At 62.4% G+C, this 18,593-nt stretch carries 16 protein-coding genes and 1 pseudogene; 14 read left to right on the forward strand and 3 right to left on the reverse strand.

The annotated features are described in order from the left end of the window. The first annotated feature begins 68 nt into the window (after positions 1–68). Together CYJ10_RS21555 and CYJ10_RS21560 are read left to right on the forward strand one after the other, a co-directional pair. On the forward strand, positions 69–1,046 hold the full coding sequence (locus CYJ10_RS21555) for a Bug family tripartite tricarboxylate transporter substrate binding protein (protein WP_101683493.1): 978 nt from the start codon (positions 69–71) through the stop codon (positions 1,044–1,046). Positions 1,047–1,134: 88 nt separating this feature from the next. Then, positions 1,135–2,604, forward strand: coding sequence for an MmgE/PrpD family protein (locus tag CYJ10_RS21560; protein WP_101683494.1), 1,470 nt, complete (start codon positions 1,135–1,137; stop codon positions 2,602–2,604). A 783-nt stretch (positions 2,605–3,387) separates the two neighbouring features. Here CYJ10_RS21560 and CYJ10_RS35250 read toward each other — a convergent pair. Next, entirely contained in the window at positions 3,388–3,945 is a 558-nt protein-coding gene (locus tag CYJ10_RS35250) for an HNH endonuclease (protein ID WP_146002096.1), read from the reverse strand. A 166-nt stretch (positions 3,946–4,111) separates the two neighbouring features. Further along, positions 4,112–4,387: a hypothetical protein gene (locus CYJ10_RS21575; RefSeq protein WP_101683497.1), complete on the reverse strand. Its 276-nt coding sequence runs from the start codon at positions 4,385–4,387 to the stop codon at positions 4,112–4,114. 509 nt (positions 4,388–4,896) lie between these two features. Here CYJ10_RS21575 and CYJ10_RS35255 point away from each other — a divergent pair. Both CYJ10_RS35255 and CYJ10_RS21585 read left to right on the forward strand, forming a co-directional pair. After that, complete coding sequence (locus tag CYJ10_RS35255) at positions 4,897–5,433, forward strand: helix-turn-helix domain-containing protein (protein ID WP_101683498.1); 537 nt, start codon at positions 4,897–4,899, stop codon at positions 5,431–5,433. Then, positions 5,430–6,759, forward strand: a pseudogene (locus tag CYJ10_RS21585) (HipA domain-containing protein). The gene CYJ10_RS35255 and the pseudogene CYJ10_RS21585 overlap by 4 nt, the downstream one beginning before the upstream one ends. A 728-nt stretch (positions 6,760–7,487) precedes the next feature. Here the strand turns inward: CYJ10_RS21585 and CYJ10_RS21595 are convergent. Further along, complete coding sequence (locus tag CYJ10_RS21595) at positions 7,488–7,823, reverse strand: hypothetical protein (protein ID WP_101683499.1); 336 nt, start codon at positions 7,821–7,823, stop codon at positions 7,488–7,490. A 231-nt stretch (positions 7,824–8,054) separates the two neighbouring features. On the opposite strand from CYJ10_RS21595, the gene CYJ10_RS21600 reads away from it, so the two are divergent. The 10 genes from CYJ10_RS21600 (at position 8,055) to CYJ10_RS21645 (ending at position 18,544) form a co-directional block, all read left to right on the forward strand. Beyond that, the gene (locus tag CYJ10_RS21600; RefSeq protein ID WP_101683500.1) at positions 8,055–9,722 is read left to right on the forward strand and encodes a ShlB/FhaC/HecB family hemolysin secretion/activation protein; all 1,668 of its coding nucleotides are present in this window, start codon (positions 8,055–8,057) and stop codon (positions 9,720–9,722) included. 88 nt (positions 9,723–9,810) lie between these two features. After that, positions 9,811–11,571 carry a DUF2341 domain-containing protein gene (locus tag CYJ10_RS21605; RefSeq protein WP_101683501.1) on the forward strand — a complete coding sequence of 587 codons (1,761 nt, stop codon included), beginning with the start codon at positions 9,811–9,813 and terminating at the stop codon, positions 11,569–11,571. A 15-nt stretch (positions 11,572–11,586) separates the two neighbouring features. Continuing rightward, positions 11,587–11,997 (forward strand): ExbD/TolR family protein, encoded by a 411-nt coding sequence (locus CYJ10_RS21610; protein WP_101683502.1) that lies wholly within the window; start codon positions 11,587–11,589, stop codon positions 11,995–11,997. A gap of 13 nt (positions 11,998–12,010) precedes the next feature. Next, the gene (locus CYJ10_RS21615) at positions 12,011–12,715 is read left to right on the forward strand and encodes an energy transducer TonB family protein (protein ID WP_257993449.1); all 705 of its coding nucleotides are present in this window, start codon (positions 12,011–12,013) and stop codon (positions 12,713–12,715) included. A 43-nt stretch (positions 12,716–12,758) separates the two neighbouring features. Next, complete coding sequence (locus CYJ10_RS21620) at positions 12,759–14,546, forward strand: putative porin (protein ID WP_101683503.1); 1,788 nt, start codon at positions 12,759–12,761, stop codon at positions 14,544–14,546. A gap of 11 nt (positions 14,547–14,557) precedes the next feature. After that, the gene (locus CYJ10_RS21625; protein WP_101683504.1) at positions 14,558–15,346 is read left to right on the forward strand and encodes a hypothetical protein; all 789 of its coding nucleotides are present in this window, start codon (positions 14,558–14,560) and stop codon (positions 15,344–15,346) included. 82 nt (positions 15,347–15,428) lie between these two features. Continuing rightward, the gene (locus CYJ10_RS21630) at positions 15,429–16,058 is read left to right on the forward strand and encodes a YbjN domain-containing protein (RefSeq protein WP_101683505.1); all 630 of its coding nucleotides are present in this window, start codon (positions 15,429–15,431) and stop codon (positions 16,056–16,058) included. Between the two features lie 207 nt (positions 16,059–16,265). Continuing rightward, the gene (locus CYJ10_RS21635) at positions 16,266–16,961 is read left to right on the forward strand and encodes an STN domain-containing protein (protein WP_101683506.1); all 696 of its coding nucleotides are present in this window, start codon (positions 16,266–16,268) and stop codon (positions 16,959–16,961) included. Further along, positions 16,958–17,473: an RNA polymerase sigma factor gene (locus CYJ10_RS21640; RefSeq protein WP_101683507.1), complete on the forward strand. Its 516-nt coding sequence runs from the start codon at positions 16,958–16,960 to the stop codon at positions 17,471–17,473. The genes CYJ10_RS21635 and CYJ10_RS21640 overlap by 4 nt, the downstream gene beginning before the upstream one ends. Before the next feature lie 87 nt (positions 17,474–17,560). Next, positions 17,561–18,544 carry a FecR family protein gene (locus CYJ10_RS21645; protein ID WP_180863012.1) on the forward strand — a complete coding sequence of 328 codons (984 nt, stop codon included), beginning with the start codon at positions 17,561–17,563 and terminating at the stop codon, positions 18,542–18,544. Positions 18,545–18,593: the final 49 nt, after the last annotated feature.

Consider the following 18,593-nt stretch of genomic DNA (forward strand, 5'->3'; position numbering starts at 1 on the left):
GCAATTCCAGCATTCCGGTAAAACGCCATGCAATGACGTGGCGTCATAAAAAGATTCAGGAGACAAGTATGAACAAGAAGCGAATGCTCGTCGCGATGACGGCGGTCGCGGGCCTGGCCCTCATGGGGCAGGCGCTCGCGCAGTACCCCCAGCAACCCATTCGGATCGTAGTGGGTTACGCAGCGGGAGGAACCACCGACATTCTGGCCCGGTCACTGGCCGAGCAACTGGCCGGTGAACTGAAGCAGCCAGTGATCGTCGACAACAAGCCCGGTGCCGCTGGCAACTCTGCGGCCGCCTATGTGCAGCAGTCTTCCCCCGATGGCTACACGCTCTTTATGGCGACGGTGTCGAGTCACGGCATCAATCCCGCGCTCTATAAAAAGGCGCTCGGTTACGACCCGGTCAATGGATTTGCGCCGGTCAGTATGGTGGCCTCCATTCCGCTGGTGCTGATTACGAATGCGAACCTTCCGGCGAAGACCGTGCCGGATCTGGTGGCGCTTGCGAAGCAGAAGGCCGGAGAACTGAACTACGCATCCAGCGGTAACGGATCCCCCGTGCATTTGGCCGGCGCCATGTTCGCGCAGAATGCCAACGTGAAGTTGGTCCATGTGCCCTATCGCGGTGGGGCGCTGGCCAATACGTCGGTGATCGCCGGGGAGACCCAACTCAGCTTCGCCACGCTGCCCGGCGCGTTGCAGCAGGTGAAGGCTGGCCGGCTGCACGCCATGGCGGTGACCACTAAAGAGCGCTCCGCTCAATTGCCTGGTGTCCCCGCCATGCGTGAAGTGCAGGGTTTCGGCGGCTTCGAGATCAATACCTGGAATGCGCTTCTGGCACCTAAGGGTACTCCCCAGCCGGTGATCGACACGCTGAACAAGGCCGTAACCCGGGCGCTGGCGTCACCGAAGCTGCTCCAGCGGTTTAATGGCGAAGGTGCGACGCCAACTGGAAGCACCCCCGCGGAACTCAGTCGGTTCATCAACGCCGAACTGAACAAATGGGCAGGTGTCGTGAAGGACCTGAACGTCAAAGTCGATTGACGAAACATTTACCCGGCTGATGCGTCCTGCCCGAGGCAGGACAATCGGCACGGGTAGCCATTCCGCTAACTCATTCTGTTCTGATTCCATGAGCCAATTTGATCGTCGCAGCTTTCTGAAGGCAGGTGCCGTCGTATCAGTCGCAACCGCCACGTCCGCACTCTCCACAGTTGCCACGGCGACGGAAGAAGGGGTTGCCGCCACCTCCAAGGCGGCAACCGGCGTTACCAAGACGCTGGCGCGATATCTTGTCGCTGCGCGTTACGAAGACCTACCCGCCAATGTGCGAAAAGAAGGTACGCGCACCCTGCTGAACTGGGTCGGCGTCGCGGTCGGCGGCTCTCATCACGAAACTGTCGACCGCGCTGTTGCTGCCCTGAAGCCCTTCTCTGGCCCGCGCCAGGCGGGCCTGCTGGGGCGAACGGAGCGGTTCGATATCATGAACGCGGCGTTCATCAATGGTGTCAGCAGCCATATCTTCGACTTCGACGACACTCACCTTAAGACAATCATCCACCCTGCTGGACCGGTTGTATCGGCCATCCTCGCGCTTTCCGAGTATCGCCCGATCTCGGGCAAGGATTTCCTGAACGCGCTGGTGCTTGGCGTGGAAACTGAATGTCGTATTGGCAATGCCGTCTATCCGAACCACTACGATGTCGGCTGGCACATTACCGGCACAGCAGGCGTTTTTGGTGCTGCAGCCGCAGCCGGGAAGATCCTTGGTTTGAGTGAACAGCAGATGGTGTGGGCGTTGGGTTTGGCCGCGTCGCAGCCAGTGGGGCTGAGAGAGTCTTTCGGCTCGATGAACAAGAGCTTCAACCCAGGTCGCGCCGCCAGCAATGGTCTTTTCGCGGCGATCCTGGCGTCCAAGGACTACACCAGCTCCGAGGGCATGATCGAGGCCAAACGCGGATGGGCCAACGCGATCAGCACCAAGCAGGACTACCGGGAGATCACGGAGGGTTTGGGTCAACGGTACGAAGCTGCGCTCAATACCTACAAGCCGTTCGCGTGTGGAATCGTTATTCATCCGGCTATTGACGCGGCAATTCAGCTTCGCAATGAGAACCACTTAACCGCCGACCAGATCGAAAGTATCAATCTGAAGGTTCATCCGTTGGTGATTGAGCTGACCGGCAAGAAGACGCCGCAGATCGGTCTGGAGGGAAAGTTCAGCGTCTACCACTCTGTTGCTGTAGCTATCATCGAAGGCGCAGCCGGTGAAAGGCAATACAGCGACCGCGCCGTGCGCGATTCGAATGTGATTGCGTTGCGAGACCGTGTCGTCGCCACCATTGATCCCGCGATCAAGCCGGAGCAGGTTGACATGACGATCACGTTGAAGGACGGCCGCAAGTTGCAGAAGTACATCCAGCACGCGATTGGCAGCCTTGAGGTCCCGATGAGCGATAAGCAACTGGAAGCGAAATTCCTCAGTCTCGCCGATGGCGTAATTCCCGCGGCGCAGGCGCGAAAGTTGCTCGAAACTTGCTGGGGCGTTGAACGGTTGGGGAGTGCGGCAGCCATTGCGAAGGCCGGCGTGAAGAAGTTCTAACCCCGCGGCCTGTACAAGAGCCGCCGGTACGGCGGCGTTGTCTATCCTCCCGAGGCGCCTCCATGCCCCCTTGTGCTCGCGAGCGCTCCGGGGGGCGAAAGGGCCATCGGCGTGGAGCCCCGCTGGGCCGACTTGGCATCGGCTGCCGAAAGTCGTGCCCATGGTCCGGATGTTTGGTCAGGCACGATGAGCATCGCCCCACTGTGCCTGGCGGCACGGCGTTCGGCTACAACTATTTGTCGGTGAGCAATGCCTCGCACGGTAGAGCACTCCAGCCATTCCTATTCAGCTTTCCAGAAGAAATCGACAAGTATGTATTCTTTGAGCACGATGGCGAAGAATTCTCGAAGGCAGATTGGAATGGCAGATCCGAGAGACGTTTGCGGGGCGTCCTCAGTATTTAGCCTCGTTCGGCTTCCCGGTTCAAAGGTTCACACTCATCACGGGTGATGTCTGGCTGAACGAAAAGAACGGGTAAGTAAGATCTTCGGTGTCGGCAGTTTCGCCAGTCCAATGCGTCTTGTTCGGCTGCCGTCGTCTGTAAGCGTCCCCGCTCGCGCCACCTTCGCCGCGCCCCATAGCGGCCCACGAGCAAGTCGACGAAGTGTTCATGTGATGTAATCGTAACGCGTCGGCTGCTTTTCGATGGCTACATGCATCCCTACAATCTTCCCTACATTAATCTGTACAGCTCTTTCGCTAAAAGCTAGGCAGGATAAGGATTTTCGGTTATTTACGACCCTACATGGAACCCTACACAAGACCCTACATTTATCCCTCCAACTAGGCGTTTTTGGGGCTGCTGCATCTGGAAATGAACCCTTGGTCCATGGGCTCTGAGAAATCCGTTATCAAGCACGAAAAGACGATGCTTGCGCTTGAGATGGTGGCGTCGCTCCGCCCACTCACTCGTGCGGAATTCGCGCAGATCGTCGGTGAGAGCGACGCGACGACCAGGCGCATAATCCTGTCGGGAGAAAGCGCTGTCGCGGGCGAAATCGCTTCATAGGGATGGGCAACGAGATGGGCTTCGAGCTTTTCAATTCGAGCCTGTGCCTTATCGGGAAAGCTAGCACGCAAGAAATCCCGCCAGGCGCGGTCACCGCGCGAGTCGTTGCAGGTTTGGCAGGCGGGAACCGTGTTGCCGGCAACCAATTCGCCGAATTGGGTGACCGGGATCAGGTGGTCGGGAACGACACCCCTGTTCGAATCCGACGCCGCACTGCCACAGTAGACGCCACAATGCCCGAATTCGGCCTTGATGCGCGCCCATTCCCCTGAGGGCGTCGTCTGGCGGGGCGCAACGATTTCGCGAAGGCCACGCGCAACGTTGTATTGCAGGCGGGGGAAGTGTGAAAGATCTTTGGAACAAAGTGTGGCCGGCGCTAGCCATCATCGCTTGCCTGCGCGAACTACTTGCGTCGACGTTACTGGTCGGCACTATTGGCAGCGGCAGAGGGTTTCCCTGAACGGGCGCCGCGTATTGGCTCCTAGGTAGGTTGTCAAATTACGATTCGGCCTGTTCGGCCGTCAGATCGATCTCGGCGCCGATCTCGCGCATACGGTCCAGCACGCGCTTCAGTTCCTCATCTGAGAGCGCAAGACGCGCCGCGCCGAAGAACAGCATCTGCGGGGCCATCTCGCGCGGCTGGGCGCCGCCGGTGTACTTGCGCCATTGCTGGCCGCCAGCCACGCCGAAGAGCTCCGCCATTTCCTCGCCGGTACGGTCCAGTTCGGATTTCAGGCGATGAAGATCGGAGGGGGAAGGGGATGTGTAGCGCATAGAAAGAACCCGCCTCGCGGCGGGCCTTGGGTCAGTTAAATAACGGCTTGGACCGAAGCAAATGCCACGGCCGCTATCACCGTGGCTCAAGAATTTCTGCGATGGGCAGGGACGTTCGTTGAAGGGAGTGGCGCGATTGTGGCGCGATTCCCCAATCGCGCCACAAATCTAATGAAATTGTGGCGCGATTCGGAAATAAGTGCCGTATAGAACACAAACTCTCAGCAACTTACAGCGAATGTATTGCCGCCGTGTACCACCGGCTTGCCCGTGCCGCCTCGCTCGATGTTTTGGCTCACCGCACGATAAAACTCTGTGACCGCACATTTTCATCACCCACGGCACCTGATTACGCGCAAAAATTCGCCAATCGCACAGTTTTCCGGGTCGATAGGGCGGATTTACCAAAAAACTCGCTGATCGCATAGTTTCTACAGCCAACGCACCTGATCTGTACAATACTTTGCGTTCGCACAGTAAAGCCATCGTTCTGAACGGCAGGAATTCGTATGCGCTACACGATCAAGAAGGCCTCCGATATTGGAGGCGTCATTCGAGCGGCTCGCAAGGGGCAGTGCCTTCGTCAGGATGACGCTGCCGGCAGCGTTGGCGTGAGTCTGTCATTCATTAACAAGGCTGAGGGCGGCGCGGAATCCGTCCAATGGGGAAAGCTCTTCCAGATATTGGAGGGGCTGGGCGTGACAGTGACGTTTGACATCCCTGACGCGAGCGAAGAACTGTTAAGGATTCAGTCCCAAAACGCGCTGCATCGAGCTGCGGCGCGCGACTTCCGAACTGCGGAGCGTTTGATCGCGAGCGAGCCCGGGAAGAAGGCCGCAAGTACCACGACGTCCTCGAAAGGTTCTGCCGACAAGGCGTCCACCGCGAAAGCGGCATTGGTTCTTCACGCTGCTGAGCGCCTCCTGGCAACCCAGCCCCCAAAAAATTCGCGCGCGGGGATGACGCTCAAGCGTGCACAACAGCTTCTGCAAAGTCACGAAGGACCTGATCATAAGAAGCGTCTCAAGAAAGCGACCGACAAATGACCGAACGAACCTTGCTCGCCTCGATCGATCATCAACTGATCGGTACGCTGCACGAGAATCAGAATATTTGGGCGTTCGAATACCATTCCGATTGGCTTGCCAACGGCAATCGGTTTGCGCTGAGCCCGCACCTTCCCCTTGAAGCTGCGAAGCAGGTGGACGGTGCCACCACGCGCCCGTGCCAGTGGTATTTCGATAATTTGCTGCCCGAAGAGAAAGTGCGCGAGTTGCTCGCCAGCGACGCAAAGCTCCCTGACGTGAGCGACGCTTTTGCGCTTCTTGCGTACTATGGGCGCGAATCTGCCGGTTCAGTCACCCTATCCGCCCCTGACCTATACGGTCAGCAAGATAAGGAGGCCACGCTTCGTCTCCTCGGAGATGAAGAGTTGAATCAGCGGATCCTCAACCTTCCCAAAATTCCGCTGACGCACGATGCTCCCAAGAAAATGTCGCTGGCCGGGACGCAGCACAAGCTTCCAGTTGTGTTGCGAGACGGGCTACTTTACGAGCCCAGCGGTGGGGCTGTTTCAACCCACATTCTGAAGCCAGATCACCCCGAGGCAGCAGATTTCCCCCATTCAGTGGCAAACGAGTGGTTCATCATGACACTCGCAGGTCTCGTAGGATTGGACGTCCCCAAAGTGACTCGCCGCTACGTCCCCCGCTCCCATTTACCTGGTCGAGCGGTTCGACCGGGTGGATAAGGATGGTTCCATTTTTCGCCAACACGCGATTGACGGCTGCCAAATGCTGAATCTCGCGCCGACACGCAAATATGTGGGTTGGTCCTTGGAAGCGCTCTCACAGCTCGCTGAGGGTTGCCGCGCGCCGGCGCCCGCAAGGCTGCGAATCTTCCGTTGGCTGGTCTTTTGCGTGGTTGTTGGTAATGGTGACTCTCACCTGAAAAACCTGAGCTTCCTCGTGGATGACAACGGCGTTGCGCTGTCGCCCTTCTATGACCTGCTGTGCGACGCGGTATATGACACGAAGAGCTTCGCGGAAAAGCCTCGCTGGCCGGATCTGTCTGAGTTCACGTCGGATGTCCGTGGCGCGAAACGATACGTCGACTTTAGTCGAACGTTACTTGAGGGCGCTGGCGAAGAGTTGGGAATTCACCGGGCGACTGCTTCTCGCCAAATCGACGAGTTGCTCCGGAAGATCCCGGCACAAGTCGACGCGCTACTCGCACTCGTACAAAAGGAGAACGGTGCGCTCGGTGCGACGCACCCCGAGATCATTGCAACGCTGGCAGGTGAGTGGCGACTGTTGTTGGCGATTCGTCACATCACTATTAGAGAAATGGTCGAAAAACTCTTCACGACTTGATACGGCTAGCAAGCAATTCCTTGCGTTTCGGTCGTTTTGTTTGGATGCTTTCGCGGCCGGGCAGTCGATGCGGGTGAGCAAGCTCGTGCTGATGGATGCATCGATTCCCGGTGTCGGCCCGCGGGAAGAAATTCTCAAAAGCCCTCGGCTCTGGCTTTAGGTCCACAACCAATCCGCTCTATCCATCGACGGATATCCCTCGGATCGGCGGTTGTCGAGATGCCGTCTGAACCCAAAGAGGCGGCAACCTGAGAGTGCCGCTATGCGTCCATCCGCGGTGCGGAAGCGCTGTATGTCATGCAGGGCGTGACAAAGGGTTCCAGACGCACAAAAGCCCGCTCGGCGAGCGGGCTTCAGGCGGCCACCAGTCAGACTGGGGTGACCTCGTAGGCTAGGCCTGACGACATTATTGTCCGTGGGGCCGCGCCTGTCCACATTCTGTCAACGCTATCTCACGGGGTAGTCAAGGCAGCGCAGCAGCGGCGCGCGTGGGGCCGCGGGGTGGGCGCGTTCCGTCCCGAGAAAACGCGCCGTGCGCCGCCACCCCCTGAAAGTACCCCGTTACGAAACAAATGTGCCACGGCCGACGCGAGGCGAACGCTTCTGCAGCCGGTTGTACCCGGCACCGGCGCCACCGGAAAAAATGACGAACACGCGGATGTCTTCGTCAAGGTAGCGACGAGCAGGCCGAAGTCGCGGGGGCCCTACGTTAGTGGGGGATGGCCTTCCTATTTATTGTCTACGGGTCGCTGTGGCAGCACGGAACTGCCGAAGGTATTGCCCATTCGGTGTTCCGTCGCGGCGCGGTTATACAGGCCGAGCTGATTCGACGGTCGATTCGCGATGGACTCCGAGCCGAGTTGCCGTTGTTCGGTCTTTGCATTGTGTGGCGGCGCCAATTGCTGCGTCAGGCAAGCGTACGAAGGCGCGCGCTCCCCGTTGACCTCCACGTCCACGCAGGCGGGTTTGGCCGGCATGTCGGGCATGTCGGCCCATGCCAGGTCGCCGACGACGATCAACGTCGCCATCACCGCAATCCCCGCAATCCCCTCTCCATTCCACATGGCTTCTCCTTGATTTGCGTGAAGTGTCACGCCGCATTCCGTCTTCGAACATGAAGTTTTCGTGACAAACGACATATCTGCCAATGACGGACCGTCTAGGCATCTGTGCGTAACGCTGACATGAGCGCTGGTCATCATGTCTCGCGGCGTGATGCCCCCAGATAGTGTCGTCCTTGGTCGGGACCATGGCACGCGGGGCTGGCAATCGATACAAGAAGGTCGAGTCAACTCATGCGAGTCAGGAAGAAGAAGGGCGTGTCACCGCCGTGGCAGGCGGTGTGCGCGGCGGTGATTGGACTGGGAACACAGGGTGCTGCGCTGGCGCAGGCCGACGGGGCAAAGCCCGACGCGGCGGCCCCTGTACAGGTGCAAAACCAGGCGCAAAGCCAGGCCGAGGGGCAGCCGGAGCGCCGCGTCGACGTCAACGAATACGTGGTGCGCGGCAACACGGTCTTGGACGTACGCGCAATCGAACGCGCGGTCACGCCCTATCTCGGGCCGTCGCGCACGCTCAAGGACATTGAGGCCGCCCGCGACGCGCTCTTGGCCGTCTACCAGGCGAAGGGTTACCAGTCCGTCTACGTAGACCTGCCCGAGCAACAGGTGACTGGCGGCATCGTCTATCTGCAGGTCAGCGAGACCCGTGTGGGCCGCGTGCGCGTGGTGGGCACAGAGTACCAATCGCCGCGCGAGGTGCGTGAGCAGGTCCCGGCGCTCGCCGAGGGTGCTGTGCCCGACTTCACGCAAGCCCAGGCGCAGCTCACTGAACTGAACCGCAGTGGCAAGCGCCAGGTGATGCCGTTGGTCAAGCAGGGCGCGCTGCCGGGCACGATGGATGTGGACCTCAAGGTCGAGGACAGCAGCCCCTGGCGGGCAAGCCTGGGCGTGAATAACGACTACAGCGCGGACACGAAGGAGTTGCGCGCCATTGCCTCGATCGGCCACGACAACCTCTGGCAACTGGGCCACAGCGCGTCGCTGAGCTTCTTCGGCTCGCCGCAGGACCTGAACCAGACGCAGGTGTGGTCGGGCTCGTATCTGGCGCCTATTCGCGGCACCAACTGGGGCGTGGAAGTCTCGGGCTACCTGTCCGACAGCAACGTGGCCACCGTGGGCGGTACCAACGTGCTGGGTAAGGGCCATTCCATCGGGGTGCGTGGCACCTACACCGTGCCGAACACCGGGGCCTGGTACCACGCACTGAGCCTGGGTGTCGATTTCAAGGACAACAAGGAAGAAACGCGGTTGGGCAACGCCGGCGACACCGTGCCGCTCAAGTACGCGCCAATCACCTTGTCGTACGCCGGTTTTACACAAACCGCGCGGGGCCAGTACGGATTGAACGTCGCGATGGTGGCCGGCACGCGCAGCTTCCTGGGCTACGGCAGCGACTACAAGGAGTTCGACTACAAGCGCTACAAGGCGTCGCCGAGCTTCCTGCTGCTCAAGGGCGATACCAACGGCACGTACAACTTTGCGGGCAACGCCCAATTGGCGTGGCGGCTGGCCGGGCAAATCACCGATTCGCCGCTCGTGTCGAGCGAACAGATCGCTGCCGGCGGCATGAATTCCGTGCGTGGCTACCTGTCCGCCGAAAGCACGGGCGACTACGGCGTGGTGGGTTCGGTCGAAATCCGCACGCCGCCGCTGGACTTCTTTGGCAGCACGGTCGAGGACTGGCGCGTCTACGCGTTCGCCGATGCGGGCCAGCTACGTCTGCGCGACCCGTTGCCCGAGCAGACAAGCCGCTTCTCGCTGGCGTCGGTCGGCGTTGGCACTAGCTTCCGGCTCGCGCGCTATGTCAATGGCCGGCTCGACCTGGGCATTCCACTCAAGGATGGCCAGCGTACCGAGCGCTACGACCCGCGCCTGAATTTCAGCGTCATCGCGACCTATTGACCGCCATTTGACCCCGAATTGATTCGCTGGGGCGCTTGCGCCTCGCATCCATACCGAATTCCGAAGAACGCAACGGAGAACCCTTGTCATGCGACGTTCCCTCCTTCTGCTGCTTGCCCTGGCGAGCACGCTCCTGCCGAGTCTGGCCCATGCCTGGTGGCAACCAGATTGGGCCTATCGCAAGCCGGTGACGATTGATGCCGGGCCGCAAGGCGGCAATATTGGCGGCAACGCCGGCCGTACACCGGTTCTGCTGCGGCTGCATACCGGCAATTTCAGCTTCGAGGGTGTCAGCGATTCCGGCGCCGACCTCCGTTTCGTGGCCGGTGACGACAAGACCGTGCTCAACCACCAGATCGAGCAGTTCGATCCATTGCTGGGTATCGCGCTGGTCTGGGTGGAAGTGCCCGCCGTGTCGGCCGATGGCAAGCAGCAGATCTGGATGTACTACGGCAACCCGAAGGCGCCGGCATCGGGCAATGGGCAGCGCGTGTTCGACCCGGATTTCACGCTGGTCTATCACTTTGCCGAAGGCAGCGTGCCGGCCCGTGACAGCACCGCATACGGCAACAACAGCCAGACGGCTGTGGTCGGTATCGAAGGCACCGTGATCGGCAAGGGTGCGCAGCTCGGCACGACCGCGCTGGCGCTGCCGGCCTCGCCGTCGCTGGCGGTCCAGGCCGGTGGTACGTTCACATTCTCCGCGTGGGTACGCCCTGACCAGTTGGGTCCGCAGCAACTGATCTACACCCGGCGCGACGGTGCGGGCGAGCTGCTCGTCGGTGTCGACCAGGGCGTCCCGTTCGTGCAGGTCAACGGCCAGCGCAGCAACCCTGGCCAGCCGATCCAGGCCGCCCAGTGGTCGCATGTGGCCATTAGCGCCGACGGCAAAGCCGTCACGCTGTACGTCGGTGGCCGGTCGGCCGCGACGTTGCAGGCTGGGCTGCCCGCACTGAATTCGCATGCCTTCATCGGGGCGGACAGCGAGGGCAAGGGCGCGTTCCCGGGCGCCATCGACGAAGTCCGGGTGTCGAAGGTGGCGCGGCCTGCCGCGATGCTGCTGGCAGACGCCGTGTCGCAAGGCGCCGATTCGCGTCTGGTGGCGTTCGGACCGGACGAGCAACAGGCGGGTAAGAGCCATTTCGGGTACATCCTCGCGGCGATGCCGCTGGACGCCTGGGTTGTCGTGGCGGTGCTGGGTCTGATGATGGCCGCCTCCTGGACCATCATGATTACCAAGGGCCGCAGCTTCGGTGCCAATGCACGCGCCAATGTGGCCTTCATGGCGCAGTTCCGTGAAGCGTCGAGCGTGTCGCTCGACCATCTGGCCAAGACGGGCCGTGTCACGGCCGATGTGAAGCAGCATTCGTCGCTCTGGCGTCTGTACGAGATCGCCGTAGACGAGCTGCACCGCCGCCATCAGATGGGCTACGACACCAACGCGGTGGGGGCGGCCACGATTGGCGCCATCCGCGCATCGATGGATGGCGTGATGGTGCGCGAGAGCGAGCGCATGGCCAGCCGCATGAACTGGCTGTCCACCACCATCGAAGGGGCCCCGTACGTTGGCCTGTTCGGTACCGTGATCGGCATCATGCTGGTGTTCGTGGTGGCGGCCATGGCCGGTGCCGTGGACATCAACTCGGTGGCGCCGGGTATGGCTGCGGCCCTGCTGTGTACGGCCGCAGGCCTTGGCGTCGCCATTCCCGCGCTGTTTGGCTACAACTGGCTGGCCTCCCGCTCGGACGCCATCGCCGCCGACATGGCTGTGTTCGTGGACGAATTCGCCACGCGCCTGGCCGAAGAGCAGGGCGAAGGGCGTCACGCGCCTGTCCTGCAACGCGCCTGAAGCGGAGCCGCAATCATGGCAAACGCAAACAGGTTCGGCGTGCGCAAGCGCAGCGGCGGCATCAACATTACGCCGTTCGTCGACGTCCTGCTGGTGGTGCTGGTGATTTTCATCCTGACCAGCAACGCGAGCATTCCGGGCATCAAGGTGGATCTTCCGAAGGCGAGCGCGTCGGTCGCGCTGGAGAAGCCCAAGACCAAGGCGATTACCGTCGACAACGCGGGCCAGGTGTTCCTGGACGCCTATCCGGTGTCGCTGGCCGAACTGGAGGAGCGGCTGCGGACTGAGAAGGCGCTGACACCGGATTTTCCGGTCATCGTGCGCGGTGACGCGTCGGTGCAGTACGCGAAGGTGGTGGAGGTGCTCGACTTGCTGCGCAGGATCGATCTCAACCAAATCGGTCTGGTGACCGGCAAGCCGGCCTGAGGGAGCGACGAGCGTGAACCGTCACGAACCCTCGCTGGCACCCCCGAGCCGAGCCGCGCTGCTATGGCGGCGTTGGGGCGGTATTGGCGTTGGCGCGCTGGTGCTCTGTGCGGCTGGGCTGTTGCTTTGGCACCTGCTGTCGGACACCGCCGCGACACGGCGGGAGGTGCCCAGCACGCCAATGCTGGTGCTGCCCCCACCGCCCCCTCCGCCGCCCGAGCCAGAAAAGCTCCCCGAGCCCGAACCCGTCAAGCCCGAGGTGGTGGAGCCCGAACCAAAGCCGGCCGAGCCCACCGAAGCCCCGCAGGACGACGCGCCGCCCAGCCCGTCCCAGGATCTAGGCCAAGCCGTGACGATCGATGGCGCCGCCCAGGCGGGTAACGACGCCTTTGGCATCCAGGCCGGCGGGGGCGGTGGCATGACGGGCAGCGGTGGCGGCCTTGGCAGTCGATCGTATTCGGCCTACGTCTCGAGCGCGCTGCAGCAGGCATTCACGCGCGACAAGCGCACGCGCCAGTTGGCATTCGACGACATCCGCATCGACCTCTGGCTCGACGCGGAGGGCCGCGTCACGCGCGCGCAGCTGGTGGGCGGCTCCGGCAGTGCCGAAGCTGACGACGCCGTGCTGGCCATGGTCCGTGATTTCCGTGCCGACGAGAAGCCGCCCGCATCGCTGCGCTTCCCGATGCGGCTGTCTATCAAGGGGCGACGGCCGTAAGCGCTTGTCTGCCTGCATCCCAACAGCATTTCGATAAAGAACGATGAAACCTTTCGCTCATCCCCCGCGCCATGCCATGCGCGCCAACGTCCTGGCGGCGGCCGTTGCGCTGGCGTGTCTGGCTACCGTTGGCACCGCTCACGCACAAGACGTCGTGCCGCAGGAAAGCGCCATGATCAAGCTGATTCGCGGGCTGATCCAGAGCGGCGCGCTGGAAAAGAACGCCGGCGAGGCACTCCTGGCGCAGGCGCAGACCGAAGCCATGGCCGCACAGATGGCACAGCGTCCCGCGCCGACTTCGGGTGCGGCGGGCGGTGCTGTGGCCGGCGCAGTGGCCGGCACTGCAGCGGGCACCGTGGCCGCCGTGCCCGGCGAAGTCCGTGTGCCCTACATCCCGGAAACAGTGCGCGACCAAATCCGCGACGAGGTCAAGGGCGAGGTCATGGCCCAGGCGAAGGCCGAGGGTTGGGCCGCGCCGAACGAGACGCCGGAATGGACCAAGCGCATCCGCGTCGAGGGTGATGTGCGTTTGCGCAACGAATCGCGCTTCTACTCGGGCAATAACAGCGATATCCAGATCGACTGGGCGGCCATCAATTCGGGCAACGGCTTCGACGTCAACCCGAATACCAATCTGTCGTTGCCGCCCCTGCTCAACACGCGACAGAATCGTCCCAACCAGTGGCGTGCCCGCGCCCGTGTCGGCGTGCTGGCTGACGTGACGGAAACGGTGAAGGCCGGCGTGCGCCTGGCCACCGGCAATGACAACAGCCCAGTTTCCACCAACCAGACGCTCGGCGGCGGCTTGGCGAAGAAGGATGTCTGGCTGGATCAGGCCTGGGCGTCGTACCAGCCGTTCGAGTGGATGAAAGTGACAGGCGGGCGTTTCGGCAACCCCTTCTTCTCGACTGACACGCTCTATTCGTATGACCTGAACTTCGACGGACTGGCCGCGCAGTTCGAGAAGGCGCTGCCAAACCGCGACGTGACAATGTTCGGCACGCTTGGCTTCATCCCGCTGGAATATTCGAAGGACAACGCGCCCTCGAATAGCCAGGAGAAGATGAAGAGCGAGATGAAGTATCTGATGGGGGCCCAGATTGGTGCCGACTGGAAGGTCAACAATGAAAACCGCCTGCGCGGCGCATTGGCGTACTACGACTTCCACAACGTCACCGGCCGCGTTTCGGAACCCTGTGCACTGTACGCGGGCGCCGACGGTTGCAGCACGGACTGGACCCGCCCGGCCTTCATGCAGAAGGGCAACACGCTGATGCTGTTGCGCAATATCGCACTCAACCCGCTGGATCCCGCTAATACGCCGCAACCGCAGTACGTGGGCCTGGCGTCGAAGTTCCAGTTGATGGACGTGAACCTGCGCTGGGACACCAAGGTGGCCGGCTACGGCCTGCGTCTGGACGGCAACTACATCCGCAACCTGGCGTATGACGCCGACGAGATGTGGAATCGCGCCAACGGCGGCATCGTCAACAACTTTGGCGGCAGTGGCGGCACCAGCCGCGAGGACTTCAAGAGCGGCGGCAATGCCTACATGTTCCAGGCCACGTTCGGCAAGCCTACGCCTGCCGCGCGCGGCGACTGGAACGTGTTGGCGGGCTACAAACGCATCGAGCCGGATGCGATGCCCGACGGGTACAACGACTCCACGTTCCACGGTGGCGGCACCAACGCCCGTGGCTACTACCTGGGTGGCTCCTACGCGTTGGACAAGAATGCATGGGTGACCGGCCGCTGGATCTCCACGAAGGAAGTGTTCGGACCGCCGTTGTCCATCGATACGCTGCAGTTCGAATTCAACGCGCGGTTCTAAAGGAGGATGACGTGTTTCCGACCATCTTCTACCGTATCCAGAGCCTGGCGTTCCTGGCCACACTGGTGGCAGGCAATGCTTACGCGCAACAGGCGCCGAGCATGGAAGAGCGCCTGCGCAACCAGCTCCGAATCACCACCACGCAGTTGCAGCAGGCGCAAAACGAACTGGCGGCGCTGAAAGCCGGTCAGCCGTCTTCCGGTCAGTCTTCCGCCAGTGGCGCGGCCGGTGGCGGCGACGCCAGCGCTCTGCGCAAGGAGCTCGATGCCGTGCGGGCGCAGCTGGCCACCGAGCGTGGCGCGCGTGAGCAACTAGCCGATGCCACGCGCCAGGCGCATCTGCAGACGCAGGGCGTCGTAGAGAAGGCAACCAACCAGATCGCTCAGTATCGCAAGTCCTATGACGAGCTGCTGCGTATGGCGCGCACCCTCGACGCCGAGCGCCGCAACCTGGTCGCCGAAGCTGGCGCGCGCCAGGCCGCCTTGAAGCGTTGCGAGAGCGCCAATACAAAGCTCTACAGCGTGGGGCAGGACATCCTGCGCGCTTACGAGACGGTGGACGTCGCGACAGTGCTGGCCGCGCGTCAGCCGTTCGCGGCGCAGAGCCGCGTGCGTTACGAGCAGATCGCGCAAGACTACGGCGACAAGCTCTACGAGGGCCGTTTCGATGTGCGTGCGGGGGAGACGGTGGAGACGCCCGCTGAGGCGGTGGGTCAGACGCCGTCCAACACCGCGGCCGAGACGCCTGCCACGACAGTGGCCATGCCAGCGTCTGGCGCTGCCACGCCGGCGTCGCCATAACCCAGCAAGCTGGTAGTGCCAGGCTAGTGCCAAACCTTACCGAATCCGAATACCCATGAATGCTGCAGACCAAGGAGTCCCCATGACTGAATCGACCACCTTCGACGCCGCGCAGGAAGCGACTGTCGTCCCCGAAGCGGCTTCCGCTCCCAATCCTGCGCCGGTCGCCGATGGCGCCACGCCCACACTGTTGACTCATGTCACCGCCGATCAGGTGGCCGATGCCATTCGCCACGCGGGTTGCGCGGTGAATCTTGTGCAGGAAGATGGCAGCGCGCGCCTGCACAGTGCCAGCCACGGCGTGGGTTTCCAGGTGCTTTGGGGCAATCGCGTGAGCGATGGGCAGTTTCTCGATTTCACGCTGAGCTGCCCGCTGCGCGTAGAAGGCGGCCAGTTTCCCGATGCGTTGCTCAACGAGTGGCATCGCAGCCGCCGTTTTGCGCGTATCGCATCGCATGGTGACTTCCTCGTGCTCGAAATGGATGTCATGGTCACGGGCGGCGTGACCGAGGCCTACCTCTCGGTGGCCATGCAGGTCTGGATCCAGATGATGGGCCAATTCTTCCTGCACCTGCGTAACTACCGGCCATCGACGCCGGAGGACATGCCTGGCGACGCAGGCGTCGACGACGCGGCAGGCGTGGAAGCCGCAGAGGGCGTAGAAGCCGTGGAGGCCGCAGAAGTCATCGAAGCCGGCGCAACCAGGGCCTGACGTCGACCTGCACTTCTTCACTTTGAGACGGCACGCCGGCGTTCCCCGACGGTGTGCCGTTCTCCTTTTGTCATGGCAACGTCACTTTTTCTTCATACGATCCCGAACGGTGTTGCGCTGGCAGGGCCGGCTGCATCGACAGGATCTGACCGGACACCACCCCGTTCCTGACCGGCACACCCCTTATGCACAGGCCGTTCGATCTCCATGGCACGTCTGACCGCTGCCGACCGTGCGCACGCAAATCCTGGGCGCGTCGCGACCATTGCGCTCGCGGCCTGCCTGCTATGGCCATGCGTGGCCAGTGGCGAGACCGACATGGCCTTTGACTTGCCGGCACAGCCGCTGAAATCAGCGCTCGCCCGCTATGACACACAGACCAATGTGTCGGTGTTCTACCCGTCCGACCTGGCCGAAGGCCGCTGGTCCCACCCGGTACAAGGTGCGATGGCGCCGACGCAGGCACTGCATCGACTCCTTGAGGGTACCGGGCTCGTCGCGCACGCCACGGCAGGCGATGCCTTTGTCCTCGCCCCGACTGGCGAGACGCCCGCCAACGCGGACGCACAAGGCGTGGCCGCAGCCCGCCCGCCCTACGACGCGCTGGTGCAGTCTCGTGTGCAACAGACATTGTGTGCACGACCGGCATTGGCGCTGGGCACCTATCGGCTCGCCCTCTCTGTGCAAATCGACCGCGCCGGGCGCGTGCAGCAAGCGCGGTTGCTCGATACCACCGGCGACGGTCGCCGCGATGCGGCCATCGTCGCAGCGTTGCATCACACCGAGATCGGCCGCGCACCGGCGCGTCCAGACCAGCCCTATGTGTTGCTGGTGCGTCCCGTGCAATGCTCACGGGGTGAGCACTGCCCCATGCCATGCGACGCGCCGCGGAGCTTGCAATGAGCGAACCCGTGCGATCCAGCCTGCGCGACCTGCTGACGCAACGCTACGACGACCTCAAGCGGCGTCTGACCTGGCGGTTGGGGTCGGCCGAACTGGCGAGCGATGCCTTGCATGACACGTGGGTGCATCTGGACGACCGCAATGACGCCAACGGCCCGGTAGCCAGCCCTGCTGCTTACCTGATGCGCATGGCCACCAATCTGGCGCTCGACCGCCTGCAACGCGACCGGCGCCTGATGAGCGCAGAGGAACTGGATTCGCTCATGCTGGAGATTGCCGATCCCGCGCCGGGCCCCGCGCAAACCGTGGCCGCGCGCGTTGAGGTGGAAGCGCTGTCGAAGCTCATCGACACCATGCCACCACGCCGGCGGGCCATTTTCCTGGCCGTGCGCGTCGACGAACTCTCCAATCAGGAAGCGGCGGTACGCTTTGGCGTGTCGCCGCGGTTGATCGGGCTCGAACTGAAGCGGGCGCACGAGTACTGTGTGGCGCACATGGGAAACGATGATTAAAAAAATCGTGCCGATTCGGTCCTCCAGAACCGTCTTGTTGTCATGCGAACTTGCTCGGCGTGCTTGCCAGATGCCATGACTGCCACCATGAATCCATTACTCAACCGGCCGCGCGGCCTGACCCGGATCGAACGCCAAGCGATGCGCTGGGTGCGAAAGATCGGTGCCGGCCAGATGACGCATCGCGATGGCGACGCCTTGCGGCAGTGGTGCCAGGCCAATCCCATGCATGCGACCGCGTTCGCCGACGCGCAACGCCAGTGGAAACTGCTGGCAATGGGGGGCGAGCGGTTGCTGGAAGACAAGCCGCTGGCGTCGCGCCCCGACATCAAGCCGGCGCCCGTGCATTGGCAGCGCCGTGCGTTTCTTGGCGGCGCGGTCGGCACGGTCGCCGCGACGACCACCGCGATGATGTTCCCGCCGCTGGGGCTGTGGCCATCTGCCCGCGAGATGCGCGCCGACTATCGCACCGTCGCTGGCGAGCAGCGTCGCGTGGCGCTTGGCGGCAATGTCGACGTTGAATTGAATACGCGCACGAGCATTGCGGTGAGCCAGCGGGGGCGCGTGGCGGGTATCGACCTGATTGCGGGCGAGACGGCCATCGATATGGCCGACGCGCGGTTGCCGTTCGCCGTCACCGCGGGGACCGGACGGGCTGTGGGCGCACGTGCACGCTTCGAGGTACGCCATATCGCCGAGCAGGTATGTGTCACTTGCGTCCAGGGATTGGTTCAGGTTTCCCACCCGGCCGGCGCCGTCACATTGACGGCGCGCCAACAGGTGTCTTACGACGACCACAAGCTGGCGCGCATCGTGAACCTGGATGTCGCACGCATGCCAGCCTGGCGTGAAGGGTTCCTCCGATTCACGGAAACGCCGCTGGGCGAGGTGGTGAGCGAAATCAACCGCTATCGCTCCGGGAAGTTCGTGCTGATGGCGAGCGAGCTGGCCAGCCGGCCGGTGACGGGCAGATTTCAAATCAGCGCGCTCGACAAGGCCATCGCACAGATCCAGCACTCGTTTGGACTTACCGCGCGCCATCTACCCGGCGGCATTGTGCTGCTGTCTTGATTCCGTCGCCAAATTGTCACCAAATCTTCAAGGAAATCCTTGCCGATTC

It is taken from the genome of Cupriavidus pauculus (genome assembly GCF_002858765.1).
GTDB classification, from domain to species: Bacteria; Pseudomonadota; Gammaproteobacteria; order Burkholderiales; family Burkholderiaceae; genus Cupriavidus; species Cupriavidus pauculus_B.